General features: G+C 61.5%; 22 protein-coding genes and 2 pseudogenes. 13 read left to right on the top strand and 11 right to left on the bottom strand.

Annotation, left to right across the window (positions count from 1 at the left end):
- Positions 1 to 105 precede the first annotated feature (105 nt).
- Entirely contained in the window at positions 106 to 486 is a 381-nt protein-coding gene (locus ABY44_RS29330; protein ID WP_152603865.1) for a nuclear transport factor 2 family protein, read from the bottom strand.
- A 247-nt stretch (positions 487 to 733) separates the two neighbouring features.
- Here ABY44_RS29330 and ABY44_RS29325 point away from each other — a divergent pair, with 247 nt between their 5' ends.
- Entirely contained in the window at positions 734 to 1,435 is a 702-nt protein-coding gene (locus ABY44_RS29325) for a helix-turn-helix transcriptional regulator (RefSeq protein ID WP_051983591.1), read from the top strand.
- 270 nt (positions 1,436 to 1,705) lie between these two features.
- On the opposite strand, the gene ABY44_RS29320 is transcribed toward ABY44_RS29325, so the two are convergent.
- Positions 1,706 to 3,175, bottom strand: coding sequence for a flavin monoamine oxidase family protein (locus ABY44_RS29320; protein WP_051983590.1), 1,470 nt, complete (start codon positions 3,173 to 3,175; stop codon positions 1,706 to 1,708).
- 259 nt (positions 3,176 to 3,434) lie between these two features.
- On the opposite strand from ABY44_RS29320, the pseudogene ABY44_RS29315 reads away from it, so the two are divergent.
- Positions 3,435 to 3,578, top strand: a pseudogene (locus ABY44_RS29315) (IS3 family transposase); the annotation flags it as partial.
- A 253-nt stretch (positions 3,579 to 3,831) separates the two neighbouring features.
- Here the strand turns inward: ABY44_RS29315 and ABY44_RS29310 are convergent.
- The 4 genes from ABY44_RS29310 to ABY44_RS29295 all read right to left on the bottom strand — a co-directional run bounded on the left by ABY44_RS29310 (position 3,832) and on the right by ABY44_RS29295 (position 8,072).
- A complete protein-coding gene (locus tag ABY44_RS29310; RefSeq protein ID WP_081053972.1) occupies positions 3,832 to 4,383 on the bottom strand; it encodes a hypothetical protein in 552 nt (183 codons plus the stop codon).
- Positions 4,384 to 4,450: 67 nt separating this feature from the next.
- The gene (locus ABY44_RS29305; RefSeq protein WP_034178713.1) at positions 4,451 to 5,428 is read right to left on the bottom strand and encodes an ATP-binding protein; all 978 of its coding nucleotides are present in this window, start codon (positions 5,426 to 5,428) and stop codon (positions 4,451 to 4,453) included.
- A 26-nt stretch (positions 5,429 to 5,454) separates the two neighbouring features.
- A complete protein-coding gene (locus ABY44_RS29300) occupies positions 5,455 to 7,440 on the bottom strand; it encodes a DDE-type integrase/transposase/recombinase (RefSeq protein ID WP_034178682.1) in 1,986 nt (661 codons plus the stop codon).
- Entirely contained in the window at positions 7,440 to 8,072 is a 633-nt protein-coding gene (locus tag ABY44_RS29295) for a hypothetical protein (protein WP_034178681.1), read from the bottom strand. Before ABY44_RS29295 ends, ABY44_RS29300 begins: the two co-directional genes overlap by 1 nt.
- A 167-nt stretch (positions 8,073 to 8,239) precedes the next feature.
- Between ABY44_RS29295 and ABY44_RS29290 the strand changes: the two genes are divergently transcribed.
- Positions 8,240 to 8,458 (top strand): hypothetical protein, encoded by a 219-nt coding sequence (locus tag ABY44_RS29290; RefSeq protein WP_431642911.1) that lies wholly within the window; start codon positions 8,240 to 8,242, stop codon positions 8,456 to 8,458.
- Between the two features lie 110 nt (positions 8,459 to 8,568).
- On the opposite strand, the gene ABY44_RS29285 is transcribed toward ABY44_RS29290, so the two are convergent.
- Positions 8,569 to 9,456, bottom strand: coding sequence for a LysR family transcriptional regulator (locus ABY44_RS29285; RefSeq protein ID WP_226816466.1), 888 nt, complete (start codon positions 9,454 to 9,456; stop codon positions 8,569 to 8,571).
- A gap of 143 nt (positions 9,457 to 9,599) precedes the next feature.
- Between ABY44_RS29285 and ABY44_RS29280 the strand changes: the two are divergent.
- From ABY44_RS29280 to ABY44_RS29245, 8 genes and pseudogenes are all read left to right on the top strand, one after another.
- A pseudogene (locus ABY44_RS29280) lies at positions 9,600 to 9,866 on the top strand (porin); the annotation flags it as partial.
- A gap of 631 nt (positions 9,867 to 10,497) precedes the next feature.
- A complete protein-coding gene (locus tag ABY44_RS29275) occupies positions 10,498 to 10,992 on the top strand; it encodes a (R)-mandelonitrile lyase (protein WP_193093306.1) in 495 nt (164 codons plus the stop codon).
- Complete coding sequence (locus tag ABY44_RS29270; RefSeq protein ID WP_081052407.1) at positions 10,970 to 11,773, top strand: carboxymuconolactone decarboxylase family protein; 804 nt, start codon at positions 10,970 to 10,972, stop codon at positions 11,771 to 11,773. The genes ABY44_RS29275 and ABY44_RS29270 overlap by 23 nt, the downstream gene beginning before the upstream one ends.
- A gap of 83 nt (positions 11,774 to 11,856) precedes the next feature.
- Positions 11,857 to 13,047: an arabinose transporter gene (locus ABY44_RS29265; RefSeq protein WP_226816468.1), complete on the top strand. Its 1,191-nt coding sequence runs from the start codon at positions 11,857 to 11,859 to the stop codon at positions 13,045 to 13,047.
- A 270-nt stretch (positions 13,048 to 13,317) separates the two neighbouring features.
- On the top strand, positions 13,318 to 14,085 hold the full coding sequence (locus ABY44_RS29260; protein WP_431642908.1) for an SDR family oxidoreductase: 768 nt from the start codon (positions 13,318 to 13,320) through the stop codon (positions 14,083 to 14,085).
- Between the two features lie 73 nt (positions 14,086 to 14,158).
- Positions 14,159 to 14,416, top strand: a complete 258-nt coding sequence (locus ABY44_RS29255) for a 4-oxalocrotonate tautomerase family protein (RefSeq protein ID WP_226816470.1) — start codon at positions 14,159 to 14,161, stop codon at positions 14,414 to 14,416.
- Between the two features lie 52 nt (positions 14,417 to 14,468).
- Positions 14,469 to 15,461, top strand: a complete 993-nt coding sequence (locus ABY44_RS29250; RefSeq protein WP_124646042.1) for an aldo/keto reductase — start codon at positions 14,469 to 14,471, stop codon at positions 15,459 to 15,461.
- Between the two features lie 75 nt (positions 15,462 to 15,536).
- On the top strand, positions 15,537 to 16,136 hold the full coding sequence (locus ABY44_RS29245; protein WP_431642906.1) for an SDR family NAD(P)-dependent oxidoreductase: 600 nt from the start codon (positions 15,537 to 15,539) through the stop codon (positions 16,134 to 16,136).
- A 146-nt stretch (positions 16,137 to 16,282) separates the two neighbouring features.
- On the opposite strand, the gene ABY44_RS29240 is transcribed toward ABY44_RS29245, so the two are convergent.
- The 4 genes from ABY44_RS29240 to ABY44_RS29225 form a co-directional block, all read right to left on the bottom strand.
- On the bottom strand, positions 16,283 to 17,377 hold the full coding sequence (locus tag ABY44_RS29240; protein ID WP_431642904.1) for an IS5 family transposase: 1,095 nt from the start codon (positions 17,375 to 17,377) through the stop codon (positions 16,283 to 16,285).
- Positions 17,378 to 17,760: 383 nt separating this feature from the next.
- Positions 17,761 to 18,507 carry an SDR family oxidoreductase gene (locus ABY44_RS29235; RefSeq protein WP_431642902.1) on the bottom strand — a complete coding sequence of 249 codons (747 nt, stop codon included), beginning with the start codon at positions 18,505 to 18,507 and terminating at the stop codon, positions 17,761 to 17,763.
- A 43-nt stretch (positions 18,508 to 18,550) separates the two neighbouring features.
- Positions 18,551 to 18,751: a zinc-binding dehydrogenase gene (locus tag ABY44_RS29230; protein ID WP_124646044.1), complete on the bottom strand. Its 201-nt coding sequence runs from the start codon at positions 18,749 to 18,751 to the stop codon at positions 18,551 to 18,553.
- A 183-nt stretch (positions 18,752 to 18,934) separates the two neighbouring features.
- Complete coding sequence (locus ABY44_RS29225) at positions 18,935 to 19,537, bottom strand: putative quinol monooxygenase (protein ID WP_431642900.1); 603 nt, start codon at positions 19,535 to 19,537, stop codon at positions 18,935 to 18,937.
- Positions 19,538 to 19,740: 203 nt separating this feature from the next.
- On the opposite strand from ABY44_RS29225, the gene ABY44_RS29220 reads away from it, so the two are divergent.
- Complete coding sequence (locus ABY44_RS29220; protein ID WP_193093340.1) at positions 19,741 to 20,634, top strand: LysR family transcriptional regulator; 894 nt, start codon at positions 19,741 to 19,743, stop codon at positions 20,632 to 20,634.
- A gap of 16 nt (positions 20,635 to 20,650) precedes the next feature.
- A complete protein-coding gene (locus tag ABY44_RS29215) occupies positions 20,651 to 21,553 on the top strand; it encodes a LysR family transcriptional regulator (protein WP_431642898.1) in 903 nt (300 codons plus the stop codon).
- Positions 21,554 to 21,828: the final 275 nt, after the last annotated feature.

The raw sequence follows: 21,828 nt of genomic DNA, 5'->3' as shown, positions 1-21,828 counted from the left end.
AAGCGCGAACCGCCGCACAATGCACTTGCACTGGGTGTCGGTAAAAAACCGAACCCGGTCATGGCGATTGCTTTACCGAATGCACTGACTGTCAGGCTGCAACATTCACAGTTCGCCGGCAGAGAACGAGTCGCTGGAGATGACGAGCCGGCCATCCACTCGCTCCCAGAGCGTCAGTGACCGCATGGTGGCCTGGACCGCTCCACCAGCATCGGTAATCCGCCAATGCAGCCAGCTCGAGATCGCGGAGTCGAATGCGCTTGCCGATACGACTTCCACTTTGACGTACGGAGCCTGCTCGAACATGTGCTGAAGCGTTGCTACGACTCCTGCGGCGTCATGCGCGGCTGCCGGCATACCTTCGCCAGCGATCCATGCCTGCGGCGAGAAGAATTCACGATGGATGGTGTTTGCGTCGTGTTCGGGCCATGCCTTATTGAGTTCCGAGACGCGAGCTTCAAGCTCGCTGCGAAGGGCTTGTGACATAGGGTCTCCACCTGTTTTCCGGTTCGATGTGTCGGTCCGATCGGACCCGTCGCGCCACGTAGGTTGCGACGTAGCGTATTGTCGTCAATCGGTCTCGCCGCCGGAATCCATCGCAAGATTGAATTTTTCTTTCACCTGTCTTTCACGCGGCAGGACATGCACGGAAATTCAGGTAAACACGATGTTGACGGGCCGATGACGGGTGACGATATTGACGTGCAGCCTAAATTTTCATCGTGGACGTGGAATGAAACCTCAAGATCTCAACCAGTTCGCAGTCGAAACCATGAAGTTTTTGTCGACTATCCTGCGAACCGACAAGATGCTCTTTTACACCGTCGATCGGTCTGCGGACGGACCGATCTTCGTGGCAAGGGACATCGACGAGGATCTGATGACGAGCTACATGTCGTCAATGCGGGACGTCGATCCATTTAACACCGAGCGAGCCTGGTTGTCGGGGAGTTCAGTCGAGGTCGCGAGTAAAGGTGCCGCGCGTGTGCCATTCGGCGAACGTTTCATGGATTTTTTCGGCAGCTATGGCTTTGGCGAGATCGTGGAACTCTTCTTCCGCGATGCCAAGCATCAGTTACGTGGCGGGCTGAGTATTCCGCTCACGCACTCTCAAAGCAAAGAGGAAAACGTGCGACGTGTCGTATCGGACGTCGCCAATTGTCATCGCTTCATTGAGTTCAATTTTGTTAGCCAACGCTTGAATGCGTCGGACGCGAACGCCGAATGGTATCTGAACGATTTTCCGCTTTCAAAACGCGAATCGCAGATTGCCCGATTGATTGCAGATGGGCGCAGCAATCAGGAAATCAGCGAGGCATTGTGCATTAGCCTGGCGACCGTCAAAAGCCACTTGAACAATATCTTCGGAAAGGTTCAAGTCACCAGCCGCACGGCGCTTGCAGCCAAGATCCTGCGGCAGGCTGTAATCCATTAAAGTCGCCGCGCAAATCCGGACAATCGGACAAGTGGGTTTGGCCGAGGCCTGAGCCAGCGATCATGCTGGTAAAGGAACTGGGGAAACTACGAAGAGAACCCGACACACGCACTCGGCGGCGTTCCAAGTGAAGGTGGCGCTGGCGGTAGATTTGCTCCCGCGCCCGTTCCGGCCTGTTCCCGGAACAACGGAACCCCCGCGCCGAAAAACGTGGAGTTCGTCGGCAATCTGAGGACTGCGCACGCAGTCCTCATCTTCAGGTGTCGATCGTCAACCTCGAACGGGTTGCTCTGTCTCCACCTCGTCCCGCAGCGCTGCGCGCACATTGACTGCAGCGATTGTCCCGCTCTCGATCGCGCCATCAATAAAGCCGCGCCAGCCATTCGCCCAGTCCGAACCGGCAAAGAACAGTCGGTTATCGGAGGACTGCAACGTCGCGAGTGCCGAGGTGAGCTGATTCGGCCGGTAGAAACACCACGTGCCCAACGCCGCTTCATCTTTCGCCCAATCATGGGCAATCACTGCTTTCACCGCGGCATCGGGCAACAACGTATGCAGAGCCGTCTGAACCGCCTCGAGACTCGACACGTCGACTTGATCGGGCGAGCCGAAGCACACTACGTAAGTGCCATCCTCTGCCTCGGTATCGGTCCATGCGGCCAGAACGGGATTCGGATAGGGAGCCATACCAAACCAGCTGCCGATCTTTCGGTCAAGTCTCACCCAGAACTTCGTACCCTTCCCTGCATGCTCCTCGCGCGAAGCCGCAAGTTTTCCCGGACTCAGTTCCGGGATGAATTCCACGTTCTTGAGCACGTTCATCGGCAACGCGCATACCACTTGCCGTGCAGTGAGCGTTTCACCATTCGCCGTATGGACCTCGACTGCATCGCCCCGTTGCTCGATTTTCACGACTTTGGTCGAAAGCAGGAGATCTGCCTTGCTGTCCTCCAGCATTGCCAGCGCAAGGCTGGTCGTGCCCTCCTTGATCTTGAACTTGCCACACTTGTCGAACATGCGGCCCATTTCGTAGTCTCCCAGGGCCCACCAGCGCAGTTGATCCACAAGACCAGCCGTTGCGGGATCGCCGTGGCAATCGAGCGCGAGCATCGCGCCGATCATGTCGCGAATTTCCGGGCGCAGATTCAGTTCCGCGAGGCGATCGGCGAGGGTGATATGGTCGTACTTTGCAATTTCCTCCGAGTAAAGCGGATCGTGTGCTCGCGGGAACACCGTGCGCGCCTCGGCACCGTCGACATTGCAGTATGCCGCCATCGCCTCGGCAAACTCTGCCCATACCTCCTCTGCTGCCGCCCGTTTGAGGACGCCGTCGCAAAGATAGGAAATCGTCGTTGGCGCGGCACCTATGGACTCCTTGATGCTCAGGCCGTAGCGCGTGACCTCCGACCATACGTGAGGCTGACTCCAGTGAATCCACGTGCCGCCAATTTCGTAGTCGTAGCCGTCAACGCGTGCGGCGAACGTGCGGCCGCCGATTCGATCGCGACTCTCGACGAGCAACACCCGATAGCCATCCCTGCCCAAATCCCGCGCCGCCGTCAGCCCGGCGAAGCCCGCACCGACGACGATCACGTCGTAATCGCGCGCTGCTGCGTCACGAGCGCGTACGCCCGTGACGGCCGCCCGGGTCGGCAGCTCGTTCCGTGGCGGCCGTGCATCGGCATAACGCACGTACCCCTCTTTCGTCACCGAAAGCTCCGAATCTTTAAGCTGCGACATGCTCAGTCTCCATGAAGGTCGCGTTGTATCCTTGCGTCGACACGCTCGTCATTCGATGCGACTCGCGATGATTCGAGTCATTCAGCGGTGAACGACGGTCCGTCTATTTTTGACCTTCACGATGCGGATTGCCAATCCGCCAAAGGATGGTTTTTCTTCAGTTTATGGCTGGCCGCTTACTGACGTTGCTCAGGGGGGAGCTGGCCAATTGAACCGCCCCGAGTTTTGTGGAGGCTCCAACTCTTGAGAGAATGGAGCTATGAACAAGAAGCCAAGCAAGTTTTCCCCGGAAGTCCGAGAGCGCGCAGTGCGCCTGGTACGCGAGCAGCGTAGCGAGCATCCGTCGATGTGGGCGGCCGTCGAATCGATTGCGCCAATGATCGGCTGCACGCCGCAGACGCTGTCGTAGACCGAAGCAAAGTTGTCACCGTTTGCGAAGTAAAAATGTCACTTCAGAGGTCGACACCGACGCGGAATCGGAAAATTGCCAAGAAATCATGGATTTGCGTACCGCGAAATAAAATCGTCACCGCGCGTGGTGTCGCGAAGACCGGCGTCAATTCCCCGTAGTGCCTGCTGTCGCAGTCACGCGATGTTCAACCCTTGCGTTTGAACAGGCGATCGTTGATCGCGCGTGCAACTTCCGGATCTGCGCCCTATCCCAGGTGACGTTCGTAATAGCGTCGCGTCAACGCCTTGCGGTACGTAGACTTCATCGGACAAGCCTTGTCTGGCGACCAACCGCCGCCTCCGTAACTGCCACCACAGATCGCGCATCGATACGGCGACTCGAGCAGGCGAACATTCACGACGTAGGGGGCCTCATAGCCGCAGCGGCGACACGCAGTTTCCAACTGCCGATAATGTGCCGGACAGGTGTTGAATTTCAGCATCTGGTGCACCACGCTATGGTAGCCGCGCGCAATGCAGCTGCGGCAGTGACGAAACAGTGGACTGTACTGGCGCCGCTGACTCGGGTGCAGCAGTCCAATCTCGAGCGACGCATAGGGAATACCGAGGATGCTGTGTAGCCGCGCAACACTGACGATACCGAGTTGGGGTACTACGCCCTCGTACGGATCGACATCGGGGCCCATCACCCGCGCCACAACATTCCCAGGCAATGCATTTACTTTCTCGAACTTCCACAAAATCGACACGAGCGATTCGCAGGGGTCCAGCCAGCGCTTGTTGAACACGTAGCCCATCGACGGTGTCAGCTTTTGCTCGTCGAGCGTCAGAATCGGCAGGCGCGGCGGCTGGAGCGACGCTCCGCTACGCTGTGGCGAGGACCTGGCCGGTCGCATGGCGAGACTGAATGTAACCACATTGATGCGCCGCGCGCGTCCACAAGGTCGGCTCGGGACAGTAACCAGGCGCATCCATTAACTCGCTGTCCTTCAAAACGATTTCCACCGCGCGCGCGAACGACTCCATCGGAATCTCGAGACGGCCCGGCAAACGGGCCTTGTGGTGGGCCGCCTCGAACGCCCGCCAGAGTTCACTCGCGTCGTCGAGCAAGCGATAGCCGGCGTCGAAAGCCTGCGGCAGATAGAATCGCGTAAAGCTCCAGTCGCTCGTCTCCGGATACGCAGTCTGATCGTAGCCGTTCAGACAGGTGGCGACATCGGCGACGTTGCGAATTCCGTAAAACGGCAGTTCCTCGACCATCAGGCGCGCGACGATCTGCGTCTTGCCGGCAATCTGCAGGGCGGTTTTCTGGGAGAGCAGTTCCTGTTGGCCGACGAGGAACGTGAACAGCTTAATTTGCTGGCGATCGAGTGCATCGTGAACGTCACGCAACCATTCGTATTCGTTTTCGTTGTATCGCTGCGCCTCGTCGCAAAACAGCAGCACGGTGCCGCTGCCAGCACGGGCAGCCGCTTCGCGAATGCGCAACGTCAGACGCATGCGCTTGGCCGAACCGACACCCGCGTTCGGGTTATGGTCTCCAACGGCCTCGAGCAAGTTGACGAAGAATGGGCCTTCGGCGTGCCGCGGCTTGTGCTCGCACTGCGCATGGTAGCTGGTAATCTTTGGCAGGTCGCGAGCCAGCAGTAGGCGCAGATATTCAATTGCCCGGGTCTTACCAATGCGCGGCGGGCCATAGATAAGCGCGCCCATGATGCGATAACGCAAACATTTCGTGACAAGATCGTAGAAAGCCTCAATGGCGGGCGTAGCGATCCGGTAATTGCCGGTCGCCAAGGGATGCAACGCCGGATCGATGGGACGTGGAACCTCGACTGACATGGTGTCCTCCTCTCGGAAACGTTGGATCAACCTACCTGACCGGTGCCGATCTTCAGCTTGCGCGGATGCGCACGTACCTGTGGGACTTCGGGCTGCACTACACTGGTAGCCGGGTAGACTACGGCGGTCGACGTGGACATCGATGTCGACACCGGTCCCGGCGGCGTCCGAACGATTGGCGCGGCCGCCAGAATGCGAGCCGCTTGCGCCAAATCGGACGCGGCTCGGCGGGTTTTCCCCGCTTGCTCGAGTTTGGCGCGGATGTACTTCTCGATCCCGCTGGCATCCAGTGATGCCCGCAGACGCTTGCGGCTTTGGGCCTTGCGAATCTCCTGTCGCAAGGTCAGGTTGTGCGGCACGACGTGCCACGCACCTTGCGCGTCGAGGACACCTAATTCGGTGCCGTCGAGCAGGAATGCACGGACACTGCGCAAGTCGTCCGCGTTCAGGTAGACGAGCAGCTGCTTACCGATGAGCTCAGTGCTGCAAGCCAGAACGGGACTCGAATACCGTACACCGTAGAGGTTGATATGCGGTCGGATACCCTGATTCAGATAGGCGTGGACACGACAGCGCTTCGCCGACTGCATCAGGCACAGCGTGCGACGGCGAGGCTCCGGCAACCAGTTCACGAGCGTGTGTCGGCCACGGACGAACGATTCCATCGCCTCGAGCGGCGAGACGTTGTTGAGTCCGGTGTGCGGCGTGCCGTTGTAGCTCGCGATTGCGTATTCGACCAACTCTTCGAGCTCGTCGAAGGATACGAACAAGCGCAGATTCCCCTTTGGGTCCGACAAAGCGCGACGCAAATCGCGAGGATGGCCGCCGGTGTAGCCCGGCAAGCGCGAGGACAACCGAGTGGCGATCGTGCCAAAGAACCGCTCGATGTAAGGACGCTCATCCGGACTGTGCTTCGGTCCGGCCGCGACCTGGCAGCCAATGAACTCGCATAAAGCGGTCAGCGTCTCGGTGGCGAGATTCGCCTTCGCGTTGTCGAGCTTGATGCGCTCCCACGTCACGTACGCCAGCTCCGGCATGCGTTGAGACGGGTACCCATCCATGGGACCGTAGCCGAGTTCGCGAATCGTGAAGGACCGGGCTCGATGCGGCTCGAGCGCCGATTCGATCGCTTTGATGACGTCGTAGCGGCTGTATTCGCGAGCCAGAACGAGGTGATGCCCGAGCACAGCGCGTGTGCAAACGTCAATGATCACCAGCAACCAGGCGCGTTCGATTTCGAACTCGTGCGTAAAACCGAGCGGATCAAGCATCACGATCTTGAGCCGGATATCGAGCCGGTGCCCGTCGAATTCAACGACCTGGTAGGGGCGTGTCGCGACGGGCGCAGCGAAATCATCGCTGCGCGGCAGGCCTTTCAGATGCGTCGCGCCGGCGGCACGCGCAGCGGTGCCGAATCCGCTCAGCAGTTCGCTTTTCACGCGGGCCGAGAGCGAGCGGATCGCGTGGCTCGCCGTATTGAACGGATAGTCGGCAGCCATGAGGCCGCACTGACGACATTGCTGCAGAAAGCCCGCATGCAGTCCTTGCAGGCCGCGTAGGCGTGTGCGCAATTCTCCGCCGGTACGGATCTCGATCAACGCGACGCGGTGCTGCTTGATTTGCAACCGCAGCCACGCCGCGAGCACCGGGAAACGCTCAAGCAGTTGCGACAACGCGCCGACGGCGCCGCGGCTTCCGCGTTCGCCGTTCGGTTTCACCGGACTCAAACGGACGTAATCGGCAACGCGGGCGTGCAAGACCAGCGCGCGAAAGCCATAGAGGCGACCGTCCGGGTGCGCTGCGAGTGCCCGCTCGAGCAGGCGATAAAGTTGTCGTCGGTTGACTCCCGTGCTCTGCTCAATCTCCTTGATCGCAGCGCCACGCGCATACTGCTCGATCGCTGTCATACGCGCCTGGATCGATTCCCTTTCGGCAGTATCAAACTCGGTCCACGCGATGGTCGGCCAGGTCGACGGATCCAGTGTCTGAAATTCCGGCTTGCGACGTGCCATCATGCCGCCTCGGTTGCGACGAAGCGCGTCAGCAACGACAGAGGCTCGGTACGCAGATCAACCGCGTCCACGTGCCCTGCATACACGAGCGCGAAAATCGCCGCACGGACCAGCGCCGGATCGCCGACAGAGAGCTCACGCTCGATCTCGAGCAAGGTATGCGGCATCGTCACGAAAGTTTCGACTGCGCGTAGGAGCGAAGACGCGACCAACCCGCGCGCCGCGACCAGGCAGGGCAGCATGTGCCGCCAGTTATCGATCCAGGCGCGCGCGGCCGCGAGGTCGGTTGATGTCACCGACCGGACGGGAACGCCGTCCAATTCATACTTGGGGCGAGCAGCACGGAGCCGCATGTCCGCGAGCGAATCGGACAGGATGACCACCTCTTCGCGGTCGGCATAGCGGATCCAAAAATCGGCGAGGTAGCGCTGTCCGTTGAGCTGCACGTAACCCGGCCGCTCGCAAAATGATTGGACAGCGGGATCCGTTTCGATGAGCAGCCACAGTTCGGGCGCGCCACGTTGAAACAGCGTCAGTCGACGATCGAGTTTGAGGCTGAAGGCGTCCAGCCGGGGTGCGCCGCGGGGGCGCGGCGTCGTAACCGGCCGCATTGCGTGCCGGGAATCGTCCATAAGATCAGGGCCTTACAGTCGGGCTTCGAAGTCTATGACGCGAGTTGACAAATTTAATTCGGACATATGCGAATTGACGACTTTATTTTGGTGAGACCGCCAATAATGTCGTCAACTCACACGCCACATGCCTTGAACCGCGGGGATTCTGGAGTGACAGAATTAATTTGCTCTACGCCATGCAATTGGCCGTATTGGGCCGTGAAATCCCTTTCAAGGTCCATGCGTTGCGCGCGTTGTCGCGCGGCGTGACCAAGGCGCAACTGGAAGGTTTGCTGCTGTGCGGACTGGGGGTGTCGCTCGTCGCGTTCGAAGCGGCCCAGGCTCTGATCTGGCTCGACGAGGCCTGCGCCGAAGCAGATACCACCCAGCCCATTCAGACCTGACGAACGGGCGGTCCATCATCCGTACGCGTTCGACACGTCACAGCCCACGAGGTCACCTGGGTTTCGAACAAGCGTGCGCGATGCATAGCACGCTTGCCCGCTCGCATCCATTACAACCCGAGCGGGCGAAGTTCACGCGTAAGGTCGATCAAGAGGCGCAGGCCGGTCGGCATCTGACGTCTGCTCGAATAATAAATGTAGAAACCCGGCTCGGAAGGCGCCCAATCGTTGAGCACGAGACGCAGCCGCCCCTCCTTCACGTACGGCGCGACGAGCGGTTCGGGAAAGTACATCAACCCCGCTCCGCCGAGAACTGCGACGAGCCCGGTTTCGGCCTGATCGACCGTCAATGACGATGGCACAGCCACCTCGAGTTTCTCATCGCCCCGTTCGAACTCCCATCGGTAAATTCGATCGTCGCCAAGACGATTGCCGATGCAGCGATGTGCGAGCAGATCATTTGGATGATCGGGGTTGCCGAAGCGATCAAGATAGTCGGGCGCCCCTGCGACGACCCAGCGTATATTGGCCGAAAGCCGCTGTGCGATCATGTCCTCCGGCACCGTACCGCCGTAGCGAATACCCGCATCAAAGCCTCCCTCCGTCACGTCGACCAAGCGGTTGCTCGCAACGATATCCAGCTCTACGTCCGGATAGCGTTCGACAAAAGTCGGCAGGATCGGTCCTAACAGCAACGTCGACGCCTCGACGGCGACATTGATCCGAATGCGGCCGGTAGGCGCGTCCCGGAAGCGATTCAGGGTTTCCAGCGCCGTGTCGATCGCCTCGAAAGGCATGCCGATCGATGCAGCCAGCGCGTCTCCCGCCGCAGTCAGCGTGACGCTCTTGGTCGTGCGGTTCAGTAGGCGAACACCGAGTCTACCTTCTAGCCCCTTCAGTGCATGACTCAATGTCGAAGCGCTTACCCCGAGCTCTATCGCGGCACGACTAAAGCTCCTTTGTCGGGCAATGGCCAGGAAATAGATCAAATCAGCCATATCAGATCGATTTATTTGCATATCAAAAATCTCATTAAAAAAATCTTTCTGATTTAACGAACATTTCGCTCAATGAACCGCACCACGGACGGCCAGCCCGTCCGGCTCGCCATACTCGTCTACCGCAGAGCAGGCACTCGGACGCGGGGTACAGCTACACGCGTGCCACCCAAGCCAAAATCATTGCCAATGGCGCAACGTATCAGCAGATCACACTCACACAGCACGATGGGCTGTCCAAACGAACCGGACTGTGTGCGACGGAGGCCTACACACGCGCAGCAGGACAAACGCTCGGCTCGACGTGAGCAGGTAACATCATAGAGGCCACGGCGACAATAGGCGATGGATTCAATTCGGCACCGTCGCGCAGCGTGTTCGCAGGCATGGGGATATTTCACAAGTTTTAGCAGCTCTCCGAAGCGAATCCTATCGATTCAACGCGCGAGGCACCACACCGCGGACTGGTTGCACATTTCGAGCCAGTATTCGTTGGGCGCGTCGAAGCCAGCGGCGTCGGCACGGCCGATGTGTTCCGATTCGCCCCACTCGCGGCAACGCTCATCGGTCGGGTCAAGCTAGACATCGACGTTGCCACTATGCGAGTACTGCCGCAGCGCCTCTGCTTGGCATCGAGGGCGTGAGCCGGATGCGGGCCATGCGGCGAGCACTCTCAATGCGCTCACGATGTCCGGACAATCGCGCCGACGCAGCGACCGCAGCACCGAGATGAGACGCTGCGTCGGCCGTCGACTCGCGAAGCACGACCACCATTTGGCCGTCTGTGGCTGCTGTCCGGAGCAACATCGGCACGAACGTCCTGACCTACGCACTGGATCAAGGTCTGGGCCGCCGACATTCATGAGCATTGCTTATATGACCTTTCACAATTCATCGGCTACTCAGCGGCACTCAAACTGACGAAAATTTTGATTGCCGAGGGCCGGACGACGACGCCGATGCAACACGCCGTCTCCCGAGAAGCCTGACCAAGCCTCCGCGCGATTGACCGCTTCGCACTCTGGAAAGGAGAGAGTCTTCATGCGCCCGTCTTTGATACCCGCGCTGCTCGCCACCACCCTGCAGACGACCTTCGCCTTTGCTACCGAGCCGCAGGCCGGCAAGCCCGCCGACGCGCAACAAATCACGCTCGCCGGCGAACAACCGTCGGCTGCCGGCCCGGCCCGGTTCTTCACCGGCCGCGTGCGGGTCGACCCGGTGTGGCCCACCAACGAGAACATCAATGCATCGGGCGGTCTCGTCACGTTCGAGCCTGGCGCGCGATCCGCCTGGCACACCCACCCGGCTGGCCAGCGGCTGGTGGTCACCTCCGGCGTTGGTCTGACGCAGGAGTGGGACAAGCCGGTGCAGGTCATCCGCCCTGGTGACGTGGTCTGGTGCCCGCCGGGCGTCAAGCATTGGCATGGGGCCGCGCACCACACAGCCATGACCCACCTGGCTGTGACCGGCACGGTCGATGGAACGAATGTCACGTGGATGGAGAAAGTTACCGATGAGCAATACAACGCCCGCTAAGTCCCGAAACACGCATCTACATGCTGGCGCGCTGACCTTGGCCCTGGGTCTGGCCACCGCGCTGGGCACCGATGCCAACGCACAGGAAACCAAGCCCATGACCCCTTCCCCAACCTCGGCGCCCAGCGCATCCGAAACCCTCAACACTCGGCAGCACGCCATCGTGCCGATCGCGGCTTTCGCCGCCGCGGGCGACATTGCCAAGTTGAACACCGCACTGAACCGGGGGCTGGACGCCGGCCTGACGGTCAGCGATGCCAAGGAAGTGCTGATCCAGCTGTACGCCTACGCTGGCTTTCCGCGCAGTCTCAACGCCTTGGGCGAACTGATGAAGGTCGTGGAGACGCGCAAACAGCGCGGCATCCAGGACGCCCCAGGCAGCGCGCCCAGCCGCCCGACCCCGAAGGGTGACGCGCTGATGGCAGCGGGAACCGCCAATCAGACCAAGCTCTCGGGCGGCCCGGTGGGCGGTCCGCTGTTCGACTTCGCACCGACGGCCAACGAGTACCTGCGGGCCCACTTGTTCGGCGACATCTTCGAGCGCGACAACCTGGATTGGCAAAGCCGTGAGCTGGCCACGGTAGGTATGCTCTCGGCGCTGCCGGGCGCGGAACCACAGTTGCTGGCGCACATGCGTATCAGCATGAACGTAGGCATTACCGAAGGCCAGTTGCGCCAGCTCACCCAAGTCCTGGCCGATCGCGTGGACGCAAGCATGGCCGCCCGTGCGCGCGAGGCGCTGGCGCAGCAAGTCGCAAGCCTTTCCGGCAAGAAGCAGTAATCCACTGCGCTGGATGCCGCCGCACGGCTCGCGCCGGCATGATCCCGGCTGGCGTACGCGCCGCCCTTACAACCTCCGCCACGATGCCCAGCCCTCCGGATTTGCCGATCGATCGCACGCTGCTGTCCTTGATGGCCTGCGTCTTCGCCGTGTTCCTCGTCACCGGAGCGGCACTGCCGGCATTGCCGCTGCACATCCATGACGATCTAGGCTTCGGCACCTTCGCGGTCGGCCTGGTTTCCGGCGCGCAATTCGCCGCCGCGCTGCTGTGCCGGCTGTGGTCCGGAACGGTTTCAGACCGGCACGGTCCGAAATTCACCGTGACGACGGGCCTGCTGCTGGCGGCCCTTGCAGGTACGCTCTATCTCGTCTCGCTGCTGGCGATGGGCCGCCCCTCACTGTCTATCGCCATCCTGATCGCAGGACGAGTCCTCCTTGGAGGTGCAGAGAGCTTCATCATGATCGGCGCGCAGAGTTGGTGCCTATCGATCGGAGGGCCCCGCAACGTCGGCAAGATGATCGCCTGGATCGGCACGGCCATGTTCATTGCGCTAGCCTTGGGGGCACCGCTAGGAAGTTCGCTGCTCGCTAGTTTTGGCTTTGCGTCGATCGGCTGGATCACGCTGATCGGCGCGACGGGCACGTGGCTGCTCGTCGTGTCCATTCCAGCCATCCAAGCCGCACCGCGAAGCGGCAAGGCAAAGGGGCACGTCCTCAAAGCGGTCTGGATACCTGGCCTTGCGATGGCGTTCTCCAGTGTGGGCTACGGCATCATGACCGCGTTTGGCGTGCTGCTCTTCGTTGAACACGGCTGGCAACCTGCGTGGCTGTCCTTTACCGCCTTCGCCGTGGCGCTGATGGTGGCACGGCTGTTCTTCGGCCCATTGCCGGACCGCTTCGGCGGAGCGCGCACCGCGATGATCTTCGTCGTCATTCAGAGCGCCGGCCTGGCCCTGATCTGGCTGTCTCCCTACGCATGGCTCGCCTTCGCAGGCTCTGCCATGGCGGGTTTCGGATACGCGCTCGTGTACCCAGGCCTGGGAATCGAAGCAGTGGCACGGGCACCCGCGGATGCGCGAGGCCTTGCCATGGGGATCTATACGGCTTTCATCGATCTGGCGCTCGGCCTACTTGCTCCTCTGCTGGGACTGCTCGCCAACGGCATCGGGCTGTCCCGAATTTTTCTCATCACGGCGCTTCTCGCGCTTTGCGCCGTGCCCATCGCGGCATGGTTGCGGACTCATCCCGCCCGAGCGCCGGCGACTGCCCAGTGAGGGACACCGGGCTTGTTCGACGATTCAAAGCAAAGGTCCAGAGCTTTTCCCGGCATGCCTGCTTCGGGGTCCAGAATTCGTGAATTTCATTTATATGAGTTTGCACCATTCATTAGCTACTCAGTAGACCTGAAATTGGCGACCATATCGGTTCCGAATCAGCCATTCCATTGCTGCCGGCGAGTGCGCGCGCAAGCCGCTGCGGCCTTGATGCCCGGCGCGTATTGCTGCGCAGCAGTGGATTCGCGCCCAACCATGGAAGGTCACAACATGAATCCGATTTATGACTTCAAGGGCCAAGTCGCCTTTGTCACCGGCGCCGCAATGGGGATGGGCCTGGCCGCTGCCCGTGCCTTTGCACAAAGCGGCGCGTCCGTGGTGCTCGCAGATCTCGACGGGGCACTGGCGGCCAAGGAAGCGCAGAAGATCGTCGATGAAGGCGGCACCGCCATCGGGGTGGCCTGCGACGTCACCGACGAAGCACAGGTGGCAGCCACAGTCGATCGGGCCGTCGCCGAATACGGCCGGCTTGACATGGCCTTCAACAATGCTGGCATCCAGGTGCCACCGAGCGATGCAGCCGACGAGCCGGTCGAAAGCTTCCAGCGCGTGGTCGGCGTCAACCAGTTCGGCGTGTGGGCCTGCATGAAGCACGAGCTGCGCGTGATGCGCGCCCAAGGGTCCGGCGCGATCGTCAACAACTCATCGCTGGGCGGCCTGGTCGGTCTTCCCGAGCGCGCGGCGTATCACGGGACGAAGCACGCCGTGCTGGGCATGACCAAGAGCGTCGGCGTGGAATACGCGCCCCGCGGCATCCGGATCAACGCTGTGTGCCCTGGCACCGTCGACACCCCGATGGTGCAGGACATGCTGAAGGGCCAAGCGGACGCGATGAAGGTCATCCTGAAGGAGCAGCCGATTGGCCGCCTGGGGCGCGCCGATGAAGTGGCAGCGGCCGTGCTGTGGTTGTGCAGCCCCGGTGCCAGCTTCGTCGTCGGTGTCGGCCTGCCGGTCGATGGCGGCTTCACCGCACACTGATTTTCGGGAGCCCGGTGAGCGGAGTTTGCCCGCTCCCGAGCCCACAGGCCTCAACCCGACAAGGACACATGCCATGCCTCACATCATCGTCAAGATGGCCGCAGGACGCAGCGACGCCACCAAGCAGGAACTGGCCGAGCGCCTGGCCACTGCCATGAGCGAGGTGCTGGCGCTCGACGCCAGTGCCATCTCCGTCGCGGTGGAGGATGTGCCGGCGCAGAAGTGGATGCAGCAGGTCTACGGCCCCGACATCGAAGGCGCCGGCCAGCGCCTCGTCAAGCGGCCGGAATATGGCCCGCTGGCCGCGTCTGCGCCAGGCAACGAGCAATGAAACAGCCCTGGCCGCGGCGATCCCGCGCAGGGCCATGCAGGAGTACCAAGCAATGAACTACACGCACCTCGGCCGCACCGGCCTCAAAGTCAGCCCGATCGCGCTGGGCGCCCTAAACTTTGGCGAACTGACCGACGAGGCGACTGCCTTCGCGATCATGAACGAAGCCCTGGACGCGGGCGTCAACTTCTTCGACACAGCCGACGTCTATGGCGGGCCCCAGTCGCCGGACATGGAGAAGGGCTTTGGCACCTCCGAGGAGATCATCGGCCGCTGGCTGGCCCAGGACCGCGGCCGCCGCAACAGGATCGTGCTGGCGACCAAGGTCTATCAGCCGATGGGCACCGGCCCGAATGACAAGTACCTGTCGGCCTATCACATCCGCCGCGCCTGCGACGACAGCCTCAAGCGCCTGCAGACCGATCACATTGACCTCTACCAGATGCACCACATCGACCGGGCCACACCCTGGGAGGAGGTCTGGCAGGCGATGGAGCAGCTAATCCGCGAAGGCAAGATCACCTACGTCGGCTCCAGCAACTTCGCCGGATGGGACATTGCCACCGCGCAGAGCACGGCGGCCTCGCGGCACTTGCTGGGGCTGGCGTCGGAGCAGAGCCTGTACAACCTGGCCCAGCGAACCATTGAGCTGGAGGTGATCCCGGCCCTGCGCCACTTCGGCGTTGGCCTCATTCCTTGGAGTCCGGTCGGCAAGGGGCTGCTGGGGGGCGTGCTGAACGAGACGTTCACGCAAGGACGCCGTGCCACGCCCCGGCTGAAGGCACAGATCGAGAAGTTCCGCCCGCAACTGCAAGCCTATGAGGCGCTGTGCGCCGAGCTGGGCGAAGCACCCGCTGTCGTGGCGCTCGCATGGCTGCTGCACAACCCGGTCGTGACCGCTGCAATCAATGGCCCGCGCACGCTGGAGCAGTGGCGCCTGAGCCTCAAGGCCCCGTCGGTGACGCTCTCGCCAGAGACGCTGGCCCGGCTCGACGAGATCTGGCCAGGCCCTGGCGGCGAGGCGCCCCAAGCCTATGCTTGGTAGGTAGACGCTCGGGCCGGCATGCCAGCCGCGACCGTCCTGGTGCAAACCCCGCCGAATTCCCGACAGGAGATGTCCATGTCCAACACGCAACAAGGCGCGGGCCGCAAGGCTCGCGTGTTTATCACCGGCTCGGCCGATGGGCTTGGCCATGCTGCGGCCAAGACGCTGCTGTCCCGGGGACACGACGTCGTAGTGCATGTCCGTTCCAAGGCCCGGATGTCGGCGGTGAAGGAACTTGTGGACCAAGGCGCCACCGCGACCATCGGCGATCTGTCGGACCCCGCGCAGATCCGTAACGTCGCGCGCCAGGTCAACGACATCGGCCGGATGGATGCCGTCATCCACAACGCGGGAGTGATTTCCGGTGCACCGCTGCTGGTGGTGAACGTGGTCGCTCCCTACCTGCTCACCGCTTTGATCCAGCGTCCGCAGCGCCTCATCTACGTCAGCAGCAGCATGCACCGAGGCGGGAACACCAATCTGTCCGGCATGGACTGGACGGGTGGCACGCCCACCGGCAGCTATTCGGACAGCAAGCTACTCGTCACCACGCTGGCTGCGGCCATCGCACGGCTGTGGCCTGGGGTGTACAGCAACGCCGTCGATCCGGGCTGGGTGCCAACCAAGATGGGCGGCGCCGGGGCGCCGGACGACCTGCGCCTAGCAGGCTGTTGAAAAGCGCCTCGTTTTGACAACCGAGGCAGTGTTTCAAAGGATTTCGTATGCGATTAGCGGCCGAGTTGCAGACGTATCGTGCCGGATGCCCCGCTGGCGAGCGGGCTGGCCGGCGCGTCGCCGCGCGGCGATCGCACTTGGGCGGCTCATCGCGCCGCTCCTTGCGGCACCGCTGCCAGTATTCGCGCCATTCGAGTCAGGTTGCTCGCCAGCATCGTCAGCTTGAAGTGCTGGTCGACTCGCTTGATGCCGCGATACGCGGTCTGTCGAATCCGGCCGACGGTCTTGCCCCAGCCGAAGTGCTCTTCGATGCGCTTGCGAATCACTTGGCTAATGCCATAGCCGACGTGCCGCGAGGTGCGGCCGTCGATCGCGCTGCCGCCTTGATGCGTGTCGTTGCGCGCGACGTGCGGCGTCACTTTGCGCGCTCGGCAATCCCGCACAAAGTCGCGCATGTCGTAACCCTTGTCGGCGCCGAGCGTCTTGGCGTCACGACCCGGTACACAATCGAGCAGGTTCAACGCACTTGCGCGTTCGGCGAAACCGTCGGCATGGCTGACCACGGCCCCAACCACCAAGCCCGAGCGGTTCTCCATCAGGATGTGCCCCTGATAACAAAGGATGGCTCCGCTTTGCCTACCCTTACGGAACAGGCGCGCATCCGGATCGGTGCTCGATTCATGCGTGTCGTTGCTGCGCCGCTTGCCCTTCCAGTCGGTGTCGACATTGCGACCACCGCCGGCTGGCGGGTCGTCCGAACCGTCCTTGGGCCGGAAGCTCTTGTGGCTGGCCCACGCCTGGATCAGCGTGCCATCGACCGAGAAGTGTTCTCTGGACAGCAGCCCTTGCTTGTCGGCCAAGCTCATGACTTCGGTAAAGAACGCTTCGATTACTTCGTGCTCAAGCAGACGATCGCGGTTCTTCGAGAACACCGAGTGGTCCCAGACGGCGTCTTCGATGGCGAGGCCGACGAACCAGCGGAACAGCAGGTTGTAGCGCATTTGCTCCATCAGCATGCGCTCGCTGCGCACCGAGAACAGCACCTGCAGCAGCAACGCGCGCAGCAGCTTCTCGGGCGCGATCGACGCACGGCCGCTGTCCGCGTAGATCGTGCCAAACAGCCCATTGAGCCGCTTCAGCGCTTGATTGACCAGCAGCCGAAGCGGCCGCAACGGGTGATCGGCCGGCACGAAGTCTTCCAGCTTCACCGTCGTGAACAGCGGTTCTTGCATCTCGTCCATTCCGCGCATCGCTCTCGTCTGCCCAAGATCATGAACACGATATCTCTAACGCACCGCTCGCAACGCCCGTTTACACCGTTCCGAATTTCAACAGCCTGCTAGGGCATCTGACGCAGGAGTGGCTGGCGACCAGCGACGATCCCGCGGCGCTGACCAGCGGCGGCTACTGGCATCATCAGCGCCGCCAGGAACCGCTGCCAGCCGTCAACGACACCCGGTTCCAGAACCTGTTACTGAGCGAACTCGCACGCGCGGTCGGCACCAAGCTGACCTAATTCAGCGCCATCGAGTCGCACGGTCGGAGGCGGTGGATGGCATGGATCAGCCTCCCCTGTCGCATCGAAGAGGAAGACGCTGCGCAGGCAAACGGCCGCGCTGCTGCATCAGAATTCTTGTCGCGTCGGACGCAGGGTGATCTCATTGATGGACACGTCCTCTGGCTGCTCGATGGCATAAGCCACGGCGCGGGCCACCGAATCGGCCGGGATTTCATTGGCTTCGTAAAACGCCTTCATCCCGGCGGCGGCATCGGCATCGGTGCTGCCGTTCACGAGTTCGCTGGCAACTGCACCTGGATACAACGTGGTCACGCGGATGCCCTCGGGGCAAACCTCGGCGCGCAGGCCTTCGCTGATCGCCTTCACTGCAAACTTGGTGGCGCTGTACACCGTGCCCACGCCGGTGGACACGCGGAGCCCGGCCACGGACGACAGGTTGATGATGTGGCCGCTTCTGTTGGCGCGCATGCCCGGCAGCGCCGCGGTGATCCCGTAGAGGACGCCCTTGATGTTCACGTCGATCATCTGGTCCCACTCATCGACCTTGAGCTTGGACATGGCCGCCATGGGCATGATGCCGGCGTTGTTGACCAGCACATCGACGCGGCCGAACTTGTCCTGCGCCGCCTTAATTAGATTCTCCACGTCGGCGCGCTTAGCGACGTTCGTCGCAACGGCGATGGCTTCGCCACCTGCGGCCGTAATGTCGGCCGCGAGCTTTTCCAGACGATCCAGACGGCGCGCACCCAGGACGAGCCCGGCGCCGCGCTCCGCGAGCAGGCGGGCCGTGGCCTCGCCCAGGCCGCTCGATGCGCCAGTGATGACGACGACCTTGCCGGTGATGGTATTCATGTGGACTACTCCTGATGCTTGATGAATGGACGCTGCGGATAGCTCAGAACGTCAGAACGATGCGGCCTCGCAGGCCGCCAGCTTGCAGCAGCCGATGTGCCTCGACCGCCTGCTCGGCGGGCAGGGTTCGGGCCACGCGCAATGTGATGTGGCTCTGATCGGCCAGTTCGCGAAGTTGGTTCAGTGCCGCATGATTGCGTGCGTATTTCGGCACGAAGGTACGGTCGGTGACGATGCCAATCATGTCCGTCGGAGCCTGCGTAAGCCTGGCGCGATCGACTGTACCGACACCGATCCTTCGTCCCAGCACCTCAGTGCGCAAAGCGTGACATCGGAACGGGACAGCATGCCCGGCGCGGGCGGTTCAAACGCGCCATAAGCCAGCCGATCCTCGGTCAACGGCCCTCTGTTTCTCACCACCGCGCTTCTAGGGTTGACGGCTCATCTTCTTGAACATGAGCGGCATCGACTTCGCATCCATGGCCTGCATGTCCACGAGCCGAAGCGACTTCACCATCTCCAGCGTCGACGTCTTGTACTTCTGGAAATGCGGCGACTTAATGTGTGACTCGTAGGCCTCTCGACTGGCATAGATTTCCAGAATCCTGATCTGCGTCGGATTGTCCTTCTGGGCGCTCGGGAAGATGCACATGACTCCTGGCTCCAGACGAACGGACGCTTCGGCTTCCTCATTGAGGATGCGCTGATATTCCTCAAGGTGCTCGGGGAATATCTCGATTTCCGAAATGCGTATCAGCATTTGCGGCTCCTGGGCATAGGCGTTGTGGTGTCCGGCGAACAACGCCAGCGCGCACACCAGCACGGTTGCGAAAATGACCGCTCGACGAGGCCCGAAACGCGGTGCGTCATGCGCTGTTTTCATGGGTGTCGAATGTTGAGTGGGCCTAGCTGCATCAATATACCCGTTCAATCCCTGGAGGCCACGCTGATCATCAAGCCGGATGACCAGCCCCGAGGGACAAGTACGCTGGATGACGTGCGCCTTACCTGGCATTTCTGCCTGCAGCACCGATAGACCGCGGATTCAACGCGCGAACGCCGGTGATCGTCCTTCTGACCTAGGGTACGGCGAATTTAAGGTGCTGCCGCGAATTCGACTAGATGGCTGGATCCGCATGCCGATATAAGCGGAATTCATCAATCATGCTGGTGACTTCGCCAAACTCGCCGGCACTGGTAGACTCTGCGGAGTCACATAAAGATCTCTCATTAATGCCACGAGATACCTTTGGCGACCTGCAAGCCTTCATCGCCGTAGCGCGAGCGCGCAGCTTCACGCGCGCGGCGGCCCAGCTTCGCGTGTCTCAACCTGCGCTGAGCTACACCGTCAGAGAGCTGGAGGAAAGGCTCGGCGTGCGCCTGCTCATGCGTAGCACGCGCGGCGTGTCCCCTACCGAGGCTGGGCAGCGCCTGCTGGATCGCCTCGCCCCCGAGTTCGATGGCATCGAAGAAGGAATCCAGGCGCTGAGCGAACTGCGCGATGAGCCGATGGGGACCATTCGGATCACGGCGATCGACTACGCGATCAGGAGCACGGTCTGGCCGAAGCTGGCGATGTTCCTTCCGAAGTACCCGGACATCAAGGTCGAGCTGATCAACGAGTATGCAAGCGTGGACATTGTCGCAAGCGGCTATGATGCGGGCGTGCGCTTTGGGCAGGAACTGGCGCAGGACATGATCTCGGTGCGGATCGGCCCGGATATTCGCATCATGGTCGTTGCTGCGAAAACCTACTTCGCGGGACGCAAGCTTCCCGGGACACCCCAGGACCTGATGGAGCACACCTGCATCAACCTGCGCACCACGACGTATGGCAACCTTTATGAGTGGGAGTTCGTCAAAGGCAAGAAGGCGCTGAGCGCGCGTGTCGATGGCCCTCTTACCTTCAACAACGCATACGACATTTTCGAGGCAGCAAAAGCAGGCTTCGGGCTGGCCTACCTGCCCGAGGACTTGGTGCGGCCCTTTATTGCAAAAGGTCACTTCGTGTCGGTTCTCGAAGACTGGTGCCCCACATGGGATGGCCTGCACCTGTACTACCCGAATCGTCGCCAACCGTCCAGAGCCATGACATTGCTGGTGGACGCGCTTCGCTATAGACCTTAGAGATTCCGGTACATCCATGTCAGGCGACAACCTCCGAGATATCTACACATTTCTCGCCGTGGCACGCGAGCGCAGCTTCACGCGCGCGGCGGCACAGCTTGGCGTGTCGCAATCTGCCCTGAGCCACACCATTCGCGGTCTGGAGTCGCGGTTGGGGTTGCGGCTGCTGACCCGTACAACGCGCAGCGTCGCCCCGACAGAGGCCGGCGAGCGCCTGATCCAGAACATCGCTCCGCGGTTCGACGTGATCCAGGAAGAACTCGCCGCGTTTGACGAGCTTCGTGACAAGCCTGCCGGGACGGTTCGCATCACGACCTCGGACTTTGCGGCCAACACGGTACTGTGGCCGAAGCTGTCGAAGCTCCAACCCGAATACCCTGACGTGAAGATCGAGATCGCCATCGATCCCGGCCTCACTGACATCGTCGCCGAACGCTATGACGCGGGCGTGCGCTTCGGCGACCAGATCGCCAAGGACATGACTGCTGTCCGAATCACCCCAGACATTCACATGACCATCGTTGGCGCGCCGTCCTACTTCGAAAAGCGTCCTTTGCCGAAGACACCGGCGGATCTCACCCAGCATGACTGCATCAACATGCGTTTCTCGATTCGGGGCGGTGTATATGCGTGGGAGCTGAAGAAGGGCAAGCGCAATCTGCAGGTACGAGTAGAAGGGCCCTGGACCTTCAACAGCATCTACCCGGCGCTCGACGCGGCCTTGGCCGGTTTCGGCCTAGCGTACATGCCCGAGCAACTTGCACAACCACACGTTGAAAGCGGGCGCCTGCTGCCCGTCCTCAAAGATCGGTGTCCGACGTTCCCGGGCCTGCATATCTTCTATGCCAGCAGGCGGCAGTCCTCGCCCGCGCTGTCGCTGATCGTGGAGACGCTGCGCTATCGCCGTAGAGCAAAATAAAGTCGTCGCCTTCTGCGAAGTAGAAATGTCACTTCGCCTGTCTCAGTCGACTAAGAGATACGAAACCGTTGCGAATCAAACGATTGTCCGCCGCGAACTAAAGTTTTCACGAAGCCCGGCTTCGCGAAGACCAGGGTCAATTCCGCTAGAGCGCTGACGGCCGCCGCGGCACGTTGCGCGGAATCTGAGTTTGAACGGACGAGCATGCCGTAGTGGTAAGGTTCTTATCTCACTGGCGCGTTCATCCCGGCGTCAGGATCGGCAGCCCAGAGCTT

The organism is Burkholderia sp. ZZQ-2 (assembly GCF_050768715.1).
GTDB lineage: Bacteria > Pseudomonadota > Gammaproteobacteria > Burkholderiales > Burkholderiaceae > Burkholderia > Burkholderia cepacia.
This window is presented reverse-complemented; position numbering and strand designations above follow the sequence as displayed.